The following is a 16,894-nucleotide window of genomic DNA, read 5'->3' as shown; positions in this document are numbered from 1 at the left end:
GTTCTGTTAAAATTTGTATTCAATGATAAGAGTTCCTCTTGTTCCCGGAGCATTAACAAACTCACTGTCTCTTGCTGACCACCATGCAATAGAGGGCTGGTACAGTTTATTGAATAAATTTTCAATTCCTATAGAAAGCTTCCAGTTTTTATTGATCTCGCTGCCTAATTTTAGGTTAAATACAGTGTAATCAGGAACAAATCCCTCCCCATATGCATATTGCTTATTGGCATTAGGTTTAAACCTGTCCTGCTGAAAAGAATGAAGCATATCAACTCCAAGGAAAAATTCAGAAATTGGTTTTATCTGTACATAGGCAAGAACTTTAGGCGCTGAGATTCTGCTGTTATTGATTTTAGCTGAGTAGCTTCCGTTATCATCAGGAGAAGTAATTCCTTCCATCCAGCTATAGCTACCTCCAAACTGAAGCCATTTAAGAGGTGTAAAATGTAAAAATCCTTCTACACCATAGATGATTTCAGGTGCTCTTTTGATGGTTAAGGCTCTGTCTGCACTCTGAACAAAAGTAGCTCCAAGCTTAGAGGTGCTTACGTAAGAGGTTAACTCATAATTCATCCAGCTGGAAATCTGCCCTGTAGCTCCTAATTCGTAATTATTTACAATGATGGGTTTTGTTTCAAGGTTTTTAATGGTTTCAGAGGTTGAGGTTCTCAGGATTCTGCCTAATTCATTGATAGAGTAGGCTTGTGAAAAGCTTCCGAAGAGGTTAATGAATGGCTCAATATTGTAGCGTAATCCAATATTTCCAACCAGTGCATTGTAGTTTAATTTTCCTCCTGCTACCGGAATGCTTGGGGTAAATGTTCCATTATTTTTAATAACAGAAAGGGTATTGAAATCATCTACATTTACTTTGATGTTTTCATATCGAAGCCCTCCTTTAATGGTTAATTTTTTGAACAGATCAATTTTTGCCAGTAAGAAAGGGGCAATATTGGTCATATTCATATTCGGAGTCCAGAAACGGCCGTCTTCCAGTTTTTGTACTGTTTCATCGTTCAGAATATCAGCTCCATAGATGATTTCTGCCTGAGAGTTTTGAGTATTCCAAAGCAGGGTGTCAAAATTGAATCTTGCTCCTGCTTTTTTAGAAAGAACATTAGACTGTCCACCATTGAAAAAGGTATCACTATATCCGTAAACAGTTTTAAAATCCTGATAATAAAGGTTCACATTTAATGCGGTTCCGGCAAACAGATTTTTATTATCATAGCTTACTCTAATGTTATGGTTCCTTGGAGTTCCCTGTGGAGTTGTTTCCAATCCTTTTCCCTGACCTTCACCAATAGTAGGCCTAACACCATATATTCCTGTGTTTAGCCCAAGATTAAGATCTGATTTTGAGGAATAACCAATGTATGAAGCTTCAATTCTTTGGTTGTCATTAATATCATATCCTAACTTCAACATTCCGTTGTAGTTATCCATTTTTGCAGTACTGTAGGTAGGACTTAAATAGACTTTGTTGGCATCTTTCATATAACCCGTTCTTTCATAGGCTAAGGAAAGAGTATAGTCGAATTTATTGATCTTTCCCGATAAAAGCTGGCTGGCTCTTACTCCTAATGTTCCTCCTGAGCGCTGTCCGGTGAAGCCGATCTGCGAAATCCCGGAAATCGTTTTATTGGTTTTATTTCTTTTCGTAATATAATTGATAATACCACCGTCTGCACCGTTTCCATAGATGGATGAAGCCCCTTTAATGACTTCCACTCTTTCAATGGCTGAAGGATCAATAACTCTTAAGTCTCTTGCCCCATTTCGTAAAGGGGTGGATTGGGGAATCCCATCTATTAAAACCAATACCTGGCGTCCTCTTAAAGTTTGTCCGGTGTTGGATGTTTGTCCGGAATTAGTTCCTAAGCTTGGAACTGTATACTGCAATATGCTTGTAATATCCGAATTAACTGTCAACTGAGACTGAATCTGTTTTTCCCCAACAATGGTAATAGAGCTTGGTACTTCTTTAATACTCTCTTTTTTTCTGGAAGCCGTCATGACAACTTCTTCAACTTTTTGAGTGTTTAAAGAATCATTTTTCTGGGCAAAAACTGTTATTGTTCCCAGGCACGCAGCTGATAAAAGCGCCTTTTTCATTATATTTTCTTTCCTTGTTTCTTTCTTTTTCCCCACCAGATCAGAAATCCGGTAACAGGAAGTGATGTACATATAAGACCGGCAATAAACCAGATGATTTTTCCAAATAATCCAAAGTAGGATCCTGTATGGAGGTCATAATTGGCATTAGCATATTTCTCGGCATTGCTCAGTTGTTGATGAGGTTTGTTGGCCAGTAGTTTTCCTGAATATTTATCAAAAGTCAGGATGCTTCTCTCACTGAATCTTCCTTCCTGTCCGTAAATGGTGATCGGAAGGTTTTTAAGCTCTTTTCCTTTCTTGTTTTTTCCATTGAGTGAAATTCTGTAGCTGGATGAAGCTGCATACAGTTTTTCAGTTTGTTGTGCTGTTAAATCAAAAATATCAGACCTTTTAGCCATTAATGAATCAGGTGATTTGATCTGTTTTTCTTTGGGAAGATCAAGGGAGCCGGATAAAGTGTAATTGAAAGCATTCTTCACGTAGGGATAAGCAAAATAGATCCCGGTAATGCTCATTAACAATGCAATGAATGAAGCATAGAATCCCAGGACATTATGAAGATCATAATTTTTGCGTTTCCAGTTTTTTACATTTTCCCAGTTGAACCAGAACCTGCCTTTTCTTGCATTTTTGTTTTTAGGCCACCAAAGAATGATTCCTGTAATGAGCATCAAGATGAAAAGAACAGTAGGAATTCCTACTACATATTTTCCCCAATCTGAATTTAAAAGCAGCCCCCAGTGAATGTACTTTAAAATATTAAAGAAGTCATATTTTTCATTGTATACTGCCAGAATTTGTCCGGTGTATTGATTTACATAGACCTGTTTGTTGATAAGGACTTCCTGAAAGTAATTCCAGCCTTTTTTATTCTTTTCGTAATATAAAAAGCGATAAGATTTTTCTTTGTCCAATGATATTTCAACAGAGTTAATCGGGAATTTCTCATTGAGTTCCAGGCTTACCTTTTCCCGAAGGATATGAATCGGTAATGGCTTTTGATCAGAGGTTGTTTGTTGTACATACATCGCATCTTTACGGAGGATATTCTGTACTTCATCCTTAAAAACATACAAAGTCCCTGTAAGAGAGACTATGAAAACAATGATACCAACAGATAAACCAAACCACAAATGCAGTTTGGCAGACCATTTCTTTGTTGGAGAAATTTTCTTTTTATGATGATGCTTTTTTCTCATAGTAAAAAGTTAATCCCCGAGAAGGCTAACCTTTGTTTTTTAGAATTTATATCCGATTGATAATCTCCAGTTACGAGGGGCATTATATATCCATGCATATTCACCTGCATCTCCTCTGTATCCACTGTAAAGCTTTTTATTAAGTACATTATTCAGCATTAGATTAACATCAAATTTTTTAGCAACATAGGAAATCCCGAAGTTGGTATCAAAATAATCTGGCAGGCTTTGATCCTTTTTAGCATCTACACCATACCATGACTGCCTTCCCCCCTGATACTGGTACCCCGCAGAAATCCCGAAACCTTTCATAAGGCCATGCTCAAATCTGTAGTTTACCCATGTATTCTGTACATTTTTTGCATTTCCTGGTGACTGAACGCCAATTCTTGCGGGATCTGTATCTTTAATTGTTTTGGCATCTGTATAAGCATAGTTGATAATTATATTCAGCCCTTTTACAATTTCTCCTTTGATATCGGTTTCAAAACCTCTAGCTCTTTGTTCTCCGGAAGCTATCTGGAATGGATTTCCGTCGTTTTGCTCTTTAGGCCCGGAAACAAGTATATTCTTTCTTCTTATTTCGTATACGGCAAATGTCGTGTTCCATTTTCCTCCGAACCAGTCTTTTTTCAATCCAAATTCAATATTCTGCCCTCTGAATGGATCTGTAATCTTAGTTTTATTAATTCCTGTTCCGGATTGTGGTGTAAATGTTTTATCATAAATACCATAAGCTGAGAAGTTTTCATTAATAGAATAACTTACTCCCACTCTTGGTGTAAACTCACCGGCGCTATCAGGAACAATAGGGGTGCCTGGGCTAAGGTTAGGATATGCAGAATAGGTTTTACCATTTGTATATCTTCCAGCCAATGTTAATCTTAGTTTATTATCAAGCATTTCAATTTGATCCTGAGCATAATAAGAAGTGTATTTGACTCCCTGATCATTGTAGAATGGGGCTGAAGTGTTTAATGTATAAAAATCAGAAGATGGAAGTTTTGAAGGATCTATTCCATACTGTACATTATAAATATCAATAGGGAATACTGCGGTTTCTTCACCATCAACAATTTTTGAGTAGGAAGAAAAATCTGCAATGTATTTTCTGTCTCCGTAATCAAATCCTGCAATAATTTTATGAACAATGTTTCCTGTATTAAGCTTTCCTCTTACGTAAGTCTGGAAAATATGATTTTTCCCTTTTGCCTGCCAGTTGCTTAATGTTCTGTTTAAAACATTTTTATTGGCTGAGTCAAAAGTTCCCCACCAGGAACCTCCGTCATAGTTCAGGTCCATATAAGCATATTGTGTGCTCCAAACCCAGTCTTGCGAAAGCTTCTGGTCTAAGCTTAAGAATAAGCTCTGGTCTCTTACTTCAGTCTGTTTGAAGTTGGGATCATTAAAGTTTGTATGCACATCCAGTGAAGCATAGCCGTCATTAGACATCAGATAAGCTCCCGGTTGATTGAATTTTAAATACTGATAGTTATATTGAGCCGTAAACGTAGTTGTTTTTGTTGGTCTGAAAGTGATGGATGGCGCAACAATAATTTTGCTTGTCTTATCATTTTCTACCCAGGATTTGTTAGAACTTCCCATTAAGTTGATGCGGTAATCTAAAATACCATCTTTAACAAGAACTCCATCTAAATCTGCTTCTCCTCTGAAAAGGTTATAGCTTCCTGTTGTGAATCGTACAGTGTTGGCAAATTTTCCTGTTGGTTTTTTAGTTACTACATTATAGAATCCGGCTGGGTCTCCCATGGAACCCATAAATCCTGCGGGTCCTTTTACAAATTCTATCCTGTCAATAATAGAGGTATCGGGATTAATTGGCCCCCAGGTAGAGGATACATTCATTCCATTCATAAAAGTTGCAATACTTGCACCTCTCATATGAACGTTTGAGTAAACATTATCCCAGTGTTCTACTTTTCTGGCACCGCTTACGTTACGAACAATTCCTTCTGACATGTTTAATGTAATCTGATCGGAAAGAACCTGTGAACTTACTGACTGTACATTCTGCGGAAGCTCAAGAACTGGGGTTTGAATTCTTAACGAGCCTGAAACCTCATTAAGTTTGTACTTCTGATAATACCTTCCATTAACAACAACTTCTTCAATATCATTAGATGTAATAGAATCCTTTTCCTGTGCAAAGGTTATTATAGAACCTAGAATAGAAGCACAGATCAGTACGTTTTTCATGAAACTCAAATTTTATGCAAATATATTGTTTTTAACTATTCTAAATAAAAAACAATATTGATATTTATCATAAAACTATTATACAATTCATAATAAAAAACCGCTCCGGCCAATGCCAGAGCGGTTTTTTTAATAATATCGTTAATTATTTCTTATGCAGGAATTTCTCCTTTGTATAAGAAAGAAATAATTTCCTTGTTTAATTTCTCTATCATTTCACTGAATAAATGGAAAGATTCCTGTTTGTAAATTACAAGTGGATCTTTTTGTTCATAAACAGCTCCCTGAGAAGATCTTCTTAAGTCATCCATTTCACGAAGGTGAAGCTTCCAGTTTTCATCAATGATGGATAAAGTGATGTTCTTTTCAAAGTCGTTGATCAAACTTTCGCACTTAGTTTCATAAGCTTCTTTCAAGTCAGCCACAATGGTCATTGTCTTATGTCCGTCTGTGAAAGGAACCTGAATCATCTTAAACATTGAACCTTGGTTTTGGTATACATTCTCAATGATTGGGAATGATTTTTCTTTCAATAGGTTCAGCTTCATCTGGTAATCTTCCTGAGCCGCTTTGAATAAGATATTTGTTAAGTCCTGAACATTTTTATTCTTAAAATCATTTTCAGAAACAGGAGATTCCATGGTAAAGGTTTTGATGATTTCGTATTCAAAATCCTTATAGTTTCCTGTAGCTTTTCCTTTCGCAACGATAGAGTTCGCTACATCGAAAATCATGTTCGTAATGTCGTATTTCAGGTGATCTCCGAATAGAGCATTCTTTCTTCTCTTATAGATTACGTCACGTTGTTTGTTCATTACGTCATCATACTCAAGAAGTCTTTTTCTTGTTCCGAAGTTGTTTTCTTCTACTTTTTTCTGAGCTCTTTCAATAGACTTGCTGATCATAGAGTGCTGAATCACTTCACCTTCTTTATGTCCCATTCTGTCCATCATTTTAGCGATTCTTTCAGAACCGAATAAACGCATCAGGTTATCTTCAAGAGATACATAGAACTGAGAACTTCCCGGATCTCCCTGACGACCAGCTCTACCTCTTAGCTGTCTGTCAACACGTCTTGAATCGTGTCTTTCAGTACCGATAATTGCTAAACCTCCTGCTTCTTTTACTTCTTTAGATAATTTAATATCCGTACCACGACCTGCCATGTTCGTTGCAATGGTTACAACTCCCGGCTGTCCGGCTCCTGCAACAATTTCTGCTTCTTTTTTGTGAAGCTTCGCGTTCAATACCTGGTGTGGGATTTTTCTTAATTGAAGGGCTTTTGAAAGCAACTGAGAAATCTCAACAGAAGTTGTACCTACAAGTACAGGTCTTTTCTCTGCCGTTAATTTTTCAATTTCTTCAATTACAGCGTTATATTTTTCTCTGTTAGTTTTGAAAACTAAATCCTGTCTGTCATGTCTTAAGATAGGACGGTTGGTTGGAATTACCACAACATCTAATTTGTAGATCTCCCAAAGCTCACCAGCCTCAGTTTCAGCAGTACCAGTCATCCCCGCAAGTTTGTTATACATACGGAAATAGTTCTGAAGCGTAATGGTTGCAAAAGTTTGAGTAGCAGCCTCAATCTTTACATTTTCTTTCGCTTCGATCGCCTGGTGAAGACCGTCAGAATAACGTCTTCCTTCCATGATACGACCAGTCTGCTCGTCAACGATTTTTACCTCGCCATCAATTACTACATATTCATCATCTTTTTCAAATAATGTGTACGCTTTCAATAGCTGGCTCATCGTGTGAACTCTTTCAGATTTTTCAGCAAAATCACTGAAAAGTTTTTCTTTAGCTTCAAATTCTTCTTCTTTAGATAAATTTTTAGCTTCTACTTCTGCAATTTCAGTTCCGATATCCGGAAGAACGAAAAAGTTTGGATCAGAATTCCCCTGAGACATGTATTCAACACCTTTGTCTGTAAGGTCTACCTGGTTGTTTTTCTCCTCAATTACGAAATAAAGGTCTTTATCTACAATCGGCATGTCACGGTTGTTATCCTGCATGTATTGAGCTTCAACTTTCTGAAGCAATGCTCTGTTTCCGCTTTCCGATAAGAATTTGATTAATTGTCTGTTTTTAGGAAGACCTCTGTATGCCTGAAGCAATTTGAATCCTCCTTCTTTGGTATTTCCTGCCGCGATTAGTTTTTTCGCTTCATTGAAAATGGCAGAAACCGTTTTTTTCTGAACTTCAACAATTCTGTCGATAGAAGGTTTAAGAACGTCGAATTCCTGTCTGTCTCCCTGAGGAACCGGACCTGAAATAATCAACGGTGTTCTTGCATCATCCACCAATACAGAATCCACCTCATCCACGATCGCAAAGTTCAATTCTCTTTGTACCAGTTCTGAAGGTGAAGTCACCATGTTATCTCTCAGATAATCGAAACCAAATTCGTTGTTTGTTCCGTAAGTAATATCTGAGTTATATGCTTTTCTTCTTCCGTCTGAGTTCGGCTGGTGGTTATCGATACAGTCGATAGACATTCCATGGAACTGGTAAAGAGGTCCCATCCAAGCGGAGTCTCTTTTCGCAAGATAGTCATTCACGGTTACTACGTGAACCCCTCTTTCCGGAAGTGAATTTAAGTAAATAGGTAATGTTCCTACCAAAGTTTTACCTTCACCGGTTGCCATTTCGGCAATTTTACCGCTGTGAAGAATAATACCTCCGATAAACTGAACATCATAGTGGACCATATCCCAAACTACTGGAGTTCCGGCAGCATCCCATGAGTTTTTCCAAACAGCCTGGTCTCCCTGAATGCTAACGAAATCTTTTCCTGCAGCAGCTAATTCTCTATCCCAATCGGTTGCTGTTACACGAATCTCCCCGTTCTGTGCCCATCTTCTTGCCGTTTCTTTTACCAATGCAAAAGCTTCCGGAAGGATCTGGGTAAGAACTTTCTCTTCAATTTCGTATGATTCTTTTTTAAGAGACTCAATCTTTGTGAAAAGAGCTTCTTTCTCATCAACATTTGTTGAGTTCTTTATCTGCTCTTTAATCTGTTCTATTTGAGCTGTGATCTTGCTGGTAGCATTTTTAATATTTGCTTTAAACTCAGCAGTTTTTTGTCTCAAACCATCATCCGACAATTGTTGAATGTTTGGTTCTACAGCCTTGATTTTTGTTACAACTTTTTTTACTTCTTTTAGGTCCTGCGCTTTTTTGTCTCCCAAAAACCCTTTAAGAACTTTGTTTAAAAAACTCATAAATTTTTTGCTTTATGCTTAATGCAAGATGCTTTAAGCGTTTTAATGACACGCTTATCGTGTAGTTACTATATAAAAAAGGGCAAAAAAGCTCTAAGCCAGCAGCCTAAAGCTTATCGCTTTATTAATATTCGTCCTCGTTCCAAAGGAAATCCTCGTCAGTAGGATAGTCACTCCAAACTTCCTCAATAGATTCATAAATCTCTCCTTCATCTTCAATGGCCTGAAGGTTTTCTACTACTTCCATAGGTGCACCAGTTCTGATTGCGTAGTCAATAAGCTCTGCTTTTGTCATTGGCCAAGGTGCGTCACTTAGATATGAAGCTAATTCTAATGTCCAGTACATAATTTTCTAATTTTTTGCAAAAGTATAAAAATAGGTTGTATAATAAACTTTTTTATACTTGATTTTCAATTCTTTTTATAATTTTTTCTTATAAATCACTGTCACCAACTGTATGGCAGCCATGTCAGTAATTTACTTATTGTCGTTTTCTCAAAAACCATTCCACAAATTTTTTTATGCCATTTTGGAAGTCTGTGTCAGGTTTATATCCTATTAATGTCCTTGCTTTGGTAATATCGGCATTGGTTTTTGTGACATCTCCCGGCTGCATTGGCAGAATTTTTCGATGGGCTGTCATTTTTAAAGCATCTTCTAGGGCAGCAACCATTTCCGTTAAAGTGACTACCTGACTTTCTCCCAGATTAATGACTTCATATACATCGGAATGAGTTTCTAAATAAAAGACAGATTTAATGATTCCGTCAATAATGTCATCAATATACGTATAATCTCTGGCCGTTGTTCCATCACCATAAAAAGGGATTTCAATGCCTTCTGAAATAAGCTTTGTAAACTTGTGAATGGCAAGGTCCGGACGCTGCCTTGGCCCATATACTGTAAAGAACCTAAGCTGGATCATATCAATATGATAAAGAGTATGATAAACATGGCCCAGGATTTCCCCGCTTTTTTTTGTAGCAGCATAAGGAGAAATGGGGTTGTCTACATTGTCTGTTTCTGCAAAAGGAGTTTTTTCATTGTTTCCATAAACGCTTGATGAAGACGCACAAACAAATTTTTTAATGCCGAAGTCTTTACAGAGTTCCCAAAGATTCATCGTACCACGAACGTTGACTTCTTCGTATTCCAAAGGCCTTTCAATAGAAGGGCGAACACCTGCTAATGCAGCCAGATGGATTACCATATCGATAGGGTGGCTCCTGAAAATGTTTTCAAGTCCTTTTTTGTCTCTGATATCCTGATAGTAGAGGGAATATTTATCGGAATGAGATAGGGAAATCAGACGTTGAATATCAGCTTCTTTATCTGAAAATTCAAAATCCGAAATTTTATCAATAGACTCTAAAGTATTTTTAATTTTTACCTGATAGCTATAGAAATCATCAAAATTGTCAATGTTTATGACAGAATGTCCATTTCTTAATAATTGTTCAACTAAATGGGAACCGATGAACCCGCTACCGCCTGTTACAAGATAAATCATCAATGGTTTTTTATGTATACAAAAATATAAATTTTACTTTTTGAAAAATATAATCATTAAATTTACGTAAAAAAGTAATATAAATATAATATGCAGTTTCAAGGGCAAATTTTAAAAATGATAAGCTATGATGCTAAACCCATCCAATATTATCTGAATCTTTCAGGAGATTTAATACATATTAATGAGTTATTGGGAAAGGAATTAAGCATTAAGCATGTAGGGTTTCAATGTGTAAACTGTGGTGAAAATAAGCCTATCTATAGAATGGGCTTCTGTAAAAACTGCTTTTTTGAAAGCCCTTATGCCAGTGATACGATCATCCGTCCGGAGCTTTCCACTGCTCATTTAGGTGTAGCAGAACGTGATCTGGAAGTGGAAAAAGAAATTCAGCTTCAGCCTCACACTGTATACCTGGCATACACCGGAGATGTAAAAGTGGGGGTGACCAGAAATACCCAGATCCCAACAAGATGGATTGATCAAGGAGCCACATTTGCACTGCCTATTGCCAGAACTGAAAACCGCTATGAAGCAGGAATGATAGAAGTTGCCCTAAAAGAGCACTTAGCAGATAAAACAAACTGGAGAAAAATGCTTCAGGATGATTTTGAAGATGAAGTGGATCTTGCAGATTTCAGACAAAAGATAAAAGATCATTTCCCAGAAGATTTCCAAAAATTCTACAGTGAAGGAGAAGAATTGTGGAGATTTGATTATCCTTTTGAAAAACCAGAGAAAGTAACTTCATTTACATTAGATAAGAAACCGGAATTTACAGGGAGACTTACCGGAGTAAAAGGACAGTATCTGGGATTTGAAGGTGGAAATTTTATCAATGTAAGAGGACATGAAGGCTATGTGATAGAGCTGGAAATCAAAAATTAATTTCATTAAATATTCAACCAAATCACAAATATGAAAAAATGGGTTAAAAGACTATTAATCAGTTTCGGAATCCTTGCAGCTCTTCTTCTTGCTGCGAATTTCGGGCTGAACTTTTGGCTTAAAACCCAGCTTCCGACGTATATAAAAAATAATACGGATTATAGAGTTTCCTACAAAAGTCTGGATGTGGATTTTAGCACCGGAAATATTCTGGCAACCGGAATTTCCGTCAACAGTAAAAATCCACAAAATGCTAATGTTATTGGGCTTCAAGGAACCATTGATACATTAAAGGTCAGCCGTTTTGGGATTTATGATGCTATTTTCAATAAAACAATAAGTTCATCTGATCTGCTGCTGGCAAAACCTAACCTAAATGTCATTTTGGCAAAACCTGTGGACCAGAAAACAGGAAAAAAAAGAAATCCTTTCTTATTTGAGAATATCAGGATCAACACAGGGAAAATTGCCATTTTCAAGCATACCAAGCAGAAATTTTTATCTGTACAACAGCTTGATCTCCTGGTGGAAAATTTACAGATGACGGAAGAGTCTGTAGAAGATAAGCTGCCGGTTGTTTTTGACCGATACAGTATTAAAGGACAAAACTTCTTTTTCAGACCGGATGATGTATATGCAGTTACCATTCGCTCTATCAACACAACAGATGGGCAGATGGCTGTTGAGAATTTTAAGCTGATTCCGCTCCTGTCTTTTGCCCAGTTTAAAAGGTTTTATCCTCAAAAAACTCAGCTTTTTGAATTTACCATTCCTAAAATGGAATTTAAGGATGTGGTTTTGAATAAAAATAAAGTTTCCCTTTCTGATGCAGATTTTCAAAATCCGGTTTTTACGGTCTATAATACCGGCGTGAAAAACATTAAGAAGGAAGAGAAGAAGTCGAACTTTGAAGTTAATTTAGAGAATATAAAACTTAAAAATGCTGTAGCACAAGTCAATAAGGCTGACGGAAGCAGGTTTTTATCTGCAGGAAACCTGAATCTGAATATCAATCAGCTTAGATTCAATAAAGAGACTTCCGAGCAGGTGATTCCGGTTGGATATAAGGATTTTACATTCTCCGGGAAAGATATTATCTATGCTGATCATCAGAATATTGCCATTGGAAGTATTGCACTGAAGCCTACCAGCGGAGAAATTAAAGATCTTTCATTAACTCCGGGAGCACAAGCCAACGGAAAAACAACAATAGATTTAAAATCCAATCATATTGCTTTTAATATCAATAAACTGGAATTCATTAATAAAAAACTGAATCTTGACATTAAAGACGTTCTGATTGAAAATGCAAACGGAATCATTAATGCAGGGGAAAGTAAACCGAAGAAAACGACCAGCCCGGGTATTTTACAATCTGCCATCATCAGAAAAGTTTCCTTAAAGAACTCTAATATTACTTATGATAAAGGAAAAGAGCCATTAGCATTCCATGATTTGAATGCTACTGTAAATGATATTGAAATAAGCCCCAAAACAAATCATCAAGGGCTTTCTTTTAGGGTCAAAGATTACTTTCTGACAACACGTAATTTTGCTTACAGAACTCAATTTTACAATCTCAGTCTTGGGCTTTTAAAACTGAACAAGAATAAAGTCCAGATCAATAACTTTGCAATGAAACCTCTCGTTTCAAGAAGCCAGTTTATCAAAATGATCCCTGTGGAGAGGGATTTGTATGATTTGAAAGCAGGTCAGATAACAGCAGAAGGTGATTGGGACTTATTTTCCGATCATAAATTCATCAATGCTTCTCATATGGTGGTTCAATCTGCGGATGCTAATATTTTCAGAAGTAAAATTCCAAAGGATGACCCAAAGATCAAGGCATTGTATTCTAAAATGCTTCGTTCCATTAAAATCCCTATGAATATCAATACGCTGGATCTGAAGAACTCTGTTTTAGTGTACGAGGAAGATACTCCCGAAAGTATGGGGCCGGGGAAACTTACATTCAGTAATTTTAATATGAATGTTAAGAATCTGAATTCGGCAAAAGCAAAAGGAAAACCCACCAAAGTGGATATCAATATTAACTGTTCATTCATGAATTTATCGCCGCTTTCTGTGAACTGGGGTTTTGATGTTGCAGATCAGCATGATACTTTTACGATTTCAGGAAAAACCTCCAACCTTCCTGCGAATGGAATTAATCCGTTTATCAGACCTTATTTGCATGTAACGGCTACTGCGGGAACTATTCAGGAGATGTTATTTAATTTTAAAGGAAATCCGGCCGGATTACACGGAACATTTAATTTAAAGCATAAAGACCTGAAGATTGCTGTCCTGAACAAAAATAATCACGAAAAGAAAGGTTTTTTAACGGCAGTGGCTAATGTTTTTTTAAAATCAAACTCAGGAAATTATCCGGAATCAGTAACGGTAGAAAATGTGGAGCGTGATCCAACAAAATCCTTCTTTAACCTTTTTTGGAAGGGGATAGAACAGGGATTGAAGAAAACTCTCATTGGAAAAAATGTAGAAAAAACAGAGCAGAAAGTTAAAAATGCTGTTTCATCAGTAAAGGACATGAAACAGTCGGTAAAAAGTATCAAAGAAGAAATCAAGCATAAAAAAGATGCTTCACCATCTCCGGAAGATAAAAAGGAGAAAACAGGGTTCTTGAATGGTATTTTTAAAAAGAAAGAGAATGCTGAAGAGAAATAATTTTTTAAACCATTAAAGTGTAACCATAAAATTAGCAGGAAGTAATTTTATTTTAATTAAAATCGCCTTAATGGTTTAAAAAATAATATATTGGGTTCTGTGTCTAGAAATTGAACTCATCACTTTCGTGAACTGGGATATCTCTTAGGAATTCATCAAACTTTTCGCCAGGATAATTGCTGTCTGCACCATAGGAATCAATGATCATTCCACGGTTTCCGGCATCATCTTTTACCACATATAATACCGCATTGTCATCGGGATTGCTGTCTCCTTCAAAACGGTAGGTTTTTAAAATGGTTAATTCGGAAGGCTGATAAATTTTTTCAGAATTTTCAAATTTCATTTCACAGTTTTCATTCATTCTGAATTCCCTCTGTATCCCTCTCTCAGAGAGCTTTTTCATGACCTGACTTAACGTGGTCATTTGATCGATGTTTTCTGGATTTTCCATAATACAATTTTTGTTAATAAGTACAATAATTAAACCATTGCTTTTCTAAAGATAAGAAAAATAGTGGATTATAATTTTCTTAAAAATAGAGTTTAATGTTAACAAAATTTATAATTCGGAACAGTCAAATAGGTACACTTTTTGCAATACTCATCACAATAAATCAAAGAAAATATGAAAAAAGAAGTTGGAGTTTTACTGGCAGGGGGAGTTGGTCTTTTGGCAGTATTAAGTTTAATAAGCATCAAAAAAATATTGACTAAAAAAGATAAAAAATATAGTGACAGTTATTCAGACTATCACAGACACTTTGATGAAAAAAACCACGACGACGAAACACACGGAGTGGAGTTTTACGCGCTGAAGTAGTAAAAAAATATATTAAATTATGTTTAAATCCAACACTTTTGAAAGTGTTGGATTTTTTTGTGGAAAACTTAAATGTTAAAGTTCATTATTTTATAAAAAATCCATTCTAATTTTACATCAGAATGTCAAACGAAAATTTCATAAAAGGTCAGGGAGCTCAGCGAAACGTTATTAACCGTTTCGACAGGTATACCTATGAACCTGAAGATGAAGATTTCGAAACGGTGAAGACCTCTTTTACTGAAGTATTTCCAAAAACCATTGTGAATCAGGTGAAAAGTGAAGACCTTCCTATGGAGTATTCTATGAATCCTTATCAAGGATGTGAACACGGTTGTTCTTACTGCTTTGCCAGACCTACTCATGAATATTGGGGATACAGTGCCGGAATTGATTTCGAAAGAAAGATCATGGTAAAGAAAAATGCTCCTGAACTGCTGAAAAAGTTTTTTCAAAAAAGAGGCTATAAAGCCGCTCCTATTTTGCTCTCCGGAAATACCGACTGCTACCAGCCTGCCGAAAGACAATTCGAAATTACCAGAAAACTTCTGCAGGTTTGTCTTGATTACAGACATCCTGTCAATATTCTGACAAAAAACGCATTGGTATTGAGGGATTTGGATATTTTAAAGCCAATGGCTGAACAGAATCTTGTTTCAGTTTCTTTAAGCATTCCTACCATAAACGAGGAATTAAGAAGAAAGATGGAGCCGAGAACAAGCTCTGCTCCCAATAAACTGAAGGCCATTGAAATTCTTTCTGAAAATAAAATCCCCGTTCATGTCATGGTAGCGCCTATTATTCCTGGGTTGAACAGTGATGAACCCTTGAATATTCTGAAATCTATTTCTGATGCAGGTGCTTTGGGATTCGGATATACATTGGTGAGACTAAATGATACTGTAGAGCCTGTTTTTGTCAATTGGATTGAATCTCACTTTCCGGACAGGGCGCAGAAAGTATTAAATTTGATCCGTTCTATGCGTGGCGGAAAGTTAGGTGATAAAAGATATTTTGAAAGACAGAGAGGAGAGGGGAATATTGCTGAAATGATACATACGACCTTTAAAATAGGGAGGAAAAAGTTTTTTGAAGGAAAAGAGTTTCCCAAACTATCAATAGCCAACTTTACAGGAACGAAGGACCAGCAGTTGAGACTGTTTGATTAAAGTATAAAAAACCGCCCAAAAAAGGAGCGGTTATTAGTTCTAGTAAATAATAGGCTGTTCGCCATCGGGGCAAATGAATTCCAATCTGCACAGTGCTCTATATTGTATTCCATCGCTGCACACATAAAAACATTCACCGGGATATGGATAACTTATTCCCCCGGAAATTATTTTCAATTTGTCTTTACTTAATTTTATTAAATTTTTCATATAGTTTGATTTTGGTTTAAATAAAGATATGAAAATATTCTTAAGTATTTGTTTATGAGTTTTTTATTTCGTTGTTGCGTGAGAATACTGGACAATAAAAAAAACCGCTTCATAAGAAACGGTTAATTACATTCTAATAAGAGAATTACATTATTTCCTCACCTGTAACAGGGCATTTGAAATCATCACTGCAGACGGCACAAATGATCGTACCATTACAAGCATACAGACAGTATTCAACTCCTGGGAAATTAGCTCCTCCGGAAATACCTTTCAATTGGTCTTTTCTTAGTTTTTTTAGATTTTTCATATTGTTTTAATTAAAAATTTGATAGTAAAACAAAATTAATTAAAATGTTTTCAATTAAATAAAGTGATGGGTATTAAAAAATGGAATTTATTTAAAATGTTACTAAAAATTTAATCCAACGTAAATTTCAATTGTAAATATTTGAATATTAGATAAATAAATTCTAATTTTAGAAAAGCGGTATCCGAAAAGCTGATAGAGTAGGAAAAACGAAACATCAAACTATGAAAAATTTCAAAAAACTTTCCAGAGATGAACAAAAGAAAATGATAGCGGGTGACATAGGACCTGCCTATTGTTTTGAAGGAGGTGGGCCTGGTGAAGGTGGCTGTGCGCCCGGATATATATGTTCCGGAGGAAAATGTGTACCCTATGTAATTGATCCGGGCGGCGGTGGCGGCACCGGTGGTGGAAGTAGCTATACCTGTATTTGCCCGTGGGGAACTTTTATACAGTCTACTCCTTGTCCGGAGTTTTACTGTATAACGGGATAAATAAAAAAATAGTCAGTAATTTAATTACTGACTATTA

General features: G+C 36.2%; 13 protein-coding genes. 5 read left to right on the top strand and 8 right to left on the bottom strand.

Annotated elements, in window-relative coordinates; translation table 11 throughout:
• Nucleotides 1-6 precede the first annotated feature (6 nt).
• The 6 genes from BBH99_RS01745 to BBH99_RS01720 form a co-directional block, all read right to left on the bottom strand.
• Complete coding sequence (locus tag BBH99_RS01745; protein WP_066691229.1) at nucleotides 7-2,118, bottom strand: TonB-dependent receptor; 2,112 nt, start codon at nucleotides 2,116-2,118, stop codon at nucleotides 7-9.
• Nucleotides 2,118-3,320 (bottom strand): PepSY-associated TM helix domain-containing protein, encoded by a 1,203-nt coding sequence (locus BBH99_RS01740; protein ID WP_066691126.1) that lies wholly within the window; start codon nucleotides 3,318-3,320, stop codon nucleotides 2,118-2,120. The genes BBH99_RS01745 and BBH99_RS01740 overlap by 1 nt, the downstream gene beginning before the upstream one ends.
• A 39-nt stretch (nucleotides 3,321-3,359) precedes the next feature.
• On the bottom strand, nucleotides 3,360-5,537 hold the full coding sequence (locus tag BBH99_RS01735) for a TonB-dependent siderophore receptor (RefSeq protein WP_066691123.1): 2,178 nt from the start codon (nucleotides 5,535-5,537) through the stop codon (nucleotides 3,360-3,362).
• A 152-nt stretch (nucleotides 5,538-5,689) separates the two neighbouring features.
• On the bottom strand, nucleotides 5,690-8,764 hold the full coding sequence (gene secA, locus BBH99_RS01730; RefSeq protein ID WP_066691122.1) for a preprotein translocase subunit SecA: 3,075 nt from the start codon (nucleotides 8,762-8,764) through the stop codon (nucleotides 5,690-5,692).
• Between the two features lie 124 nt (nucleotides 8,765-8,888).
• Nucleotides 8,889-9,110, bottom strand: a complete 222-nt coding sequence (locus BBH99_RS01725; RefSeq protein WP_002662059.1) for a DUF2795 domain-containing protein — start codon at nucleotides 9,108-9,110, stop codon at nucleotides 8,889-8,891.
• Nucleotides 9,111-9,246: 136 nt separating this feature from the next.
• Nucleotides 9,247-10,275 (bottom strand): GDP-mannose 4,6-dehydratase, encoded by a 1,029-nt coding sequence (locus BBH99_RS01720; protein WP_066691116.1) that lies wholly within the window; start codon nucleotides 10,273-10,275, stop codon nucleotides 9,247-9,249.
• A 90-nt stretch (nucleotides 10,276-10,365) separates the two neighbouring features.
• Between BBH99_RS01720 and BBH99_RS01715 the strand changes: the two genes are divergently transcribed.
• The gene (locus tag BBH99_RS01715; RefSeq protein ID WP_066691114.1) at nucleotides 10,366-11,163 is read left to right on the top strand and encodes a DUF2797 domain-containing protein; all 798 of its coding nucleotides are present in this window, start codon (nucleotides 10,366-10,368) and stop codon (nucleotides 11,161-11,163) included.
• Between the two features lie 30 nt (nucleotides 11,164-11,193).
• Nucleotides 11,194-13,851, top strand: a complete 2,658-nt coding sequence (locus BBH99_RS01710) for a hypothetical protein (protein ID WP_066691107.1) — start codon at nucleotides 11,194-11,196, stop codon at nucleotides 13,849-13,851.
• A 103-nt stretch (nucleotides 13,852-13,954) separates the two neighbouring features.
• Here BBH99_RS01710 and BBH99_RS01705 read toward each other — a convergent pair whose 3' ends face one another.
• The gene (locus BBH99_RS01705; protein ID WP_066691104.1) at nucleotides 13,955-14,305 is read right to left on the bottom strand and encodes a hypothetical protein; all 351 of its coding nucleotides are present in this window, start codon (nucleotides 14,303-14,305) and stop codon (nucleotides 13,955-13,957) included.
• A gap of 174 nt (nucleotides 14,306-14,479) precedes the next feature.
• On the opposite strand from BBH99_RS01705, the gene BBH99_RS01700 reads away from it, so the two are divergent.
• Nucleotides 14,480-14,674 (top strand): hypothetical protein, encoded by a 195-nt coding sequence (locus tag BBH99_RS01700; RefSeq protein WP_066691102.1) that lies wholly within the window; start codon nucleotides 14,480-14,482, stop codon nucleotides 14,672-14,674.
• 122 nt (nucleotides 14,675-14,796) lie between these two features.
• The gene (locus BBH99_RS01695) at nucleotides 14,797-15,843 is read left to right on the top strand and encodes a PA0069 family radical SAM protein (RefSeq protein WP_066691101.1); all 1,047 of its coding nucleotides are present in this window, start codon (nucleotides 14,797-14,799) and stop codon (nucleotides 15,841-15,843) included.
• A gap of 355 nt (nucleotides 15,844-16,198) precedes the next feature.
• On the opposite strand, the gene BBH99_RS22205 is transcribed toward BBH99_RS01695, so the two are convergent.
• On the bottom strand, nucleotides 16,199-16,363 hold the full coding sequence (locus BBH99_RS22205) for a bacteriocin-like protein (RefSeq protein WP_165601862.1): 165 nt from the start codon (nucleotides 16,361-16,363) through the stop codon (nucleotides 16,199-16,201).
• 224 nt (nucleotides 16,364-16,587) lie between these two features.
• Here BBH99_RS22205 and BBH99_RS01690 point away from each other — a divergent pair, with 224 nt between their 5' ends.
• A complete protein-coding gene (locus BBH99_RS01690; RefSeq protein ID WP_066691099.1) occupies nucleotides 16,588-16,857 on the top strand; it encodes a hypothetical protein in 270 nt (89 codons plus the stop codon).
• Nucleotides 16,858-16,894: the final 37 nt, after the last annotated feature.

The sequence above is a fragment of the Chryseobacterium contaminans genome (assembly GCF_001684955.1).
GTDB lineage: Bacteria > Bacteroidota > Bacteroidia > Flavobacteriales > Weeksellaceae > Chryseobacterium > Chryseobacterium contaminans.
This window is presented reverse-complemented; position numbering and strand designations above follow the sequence as displayed.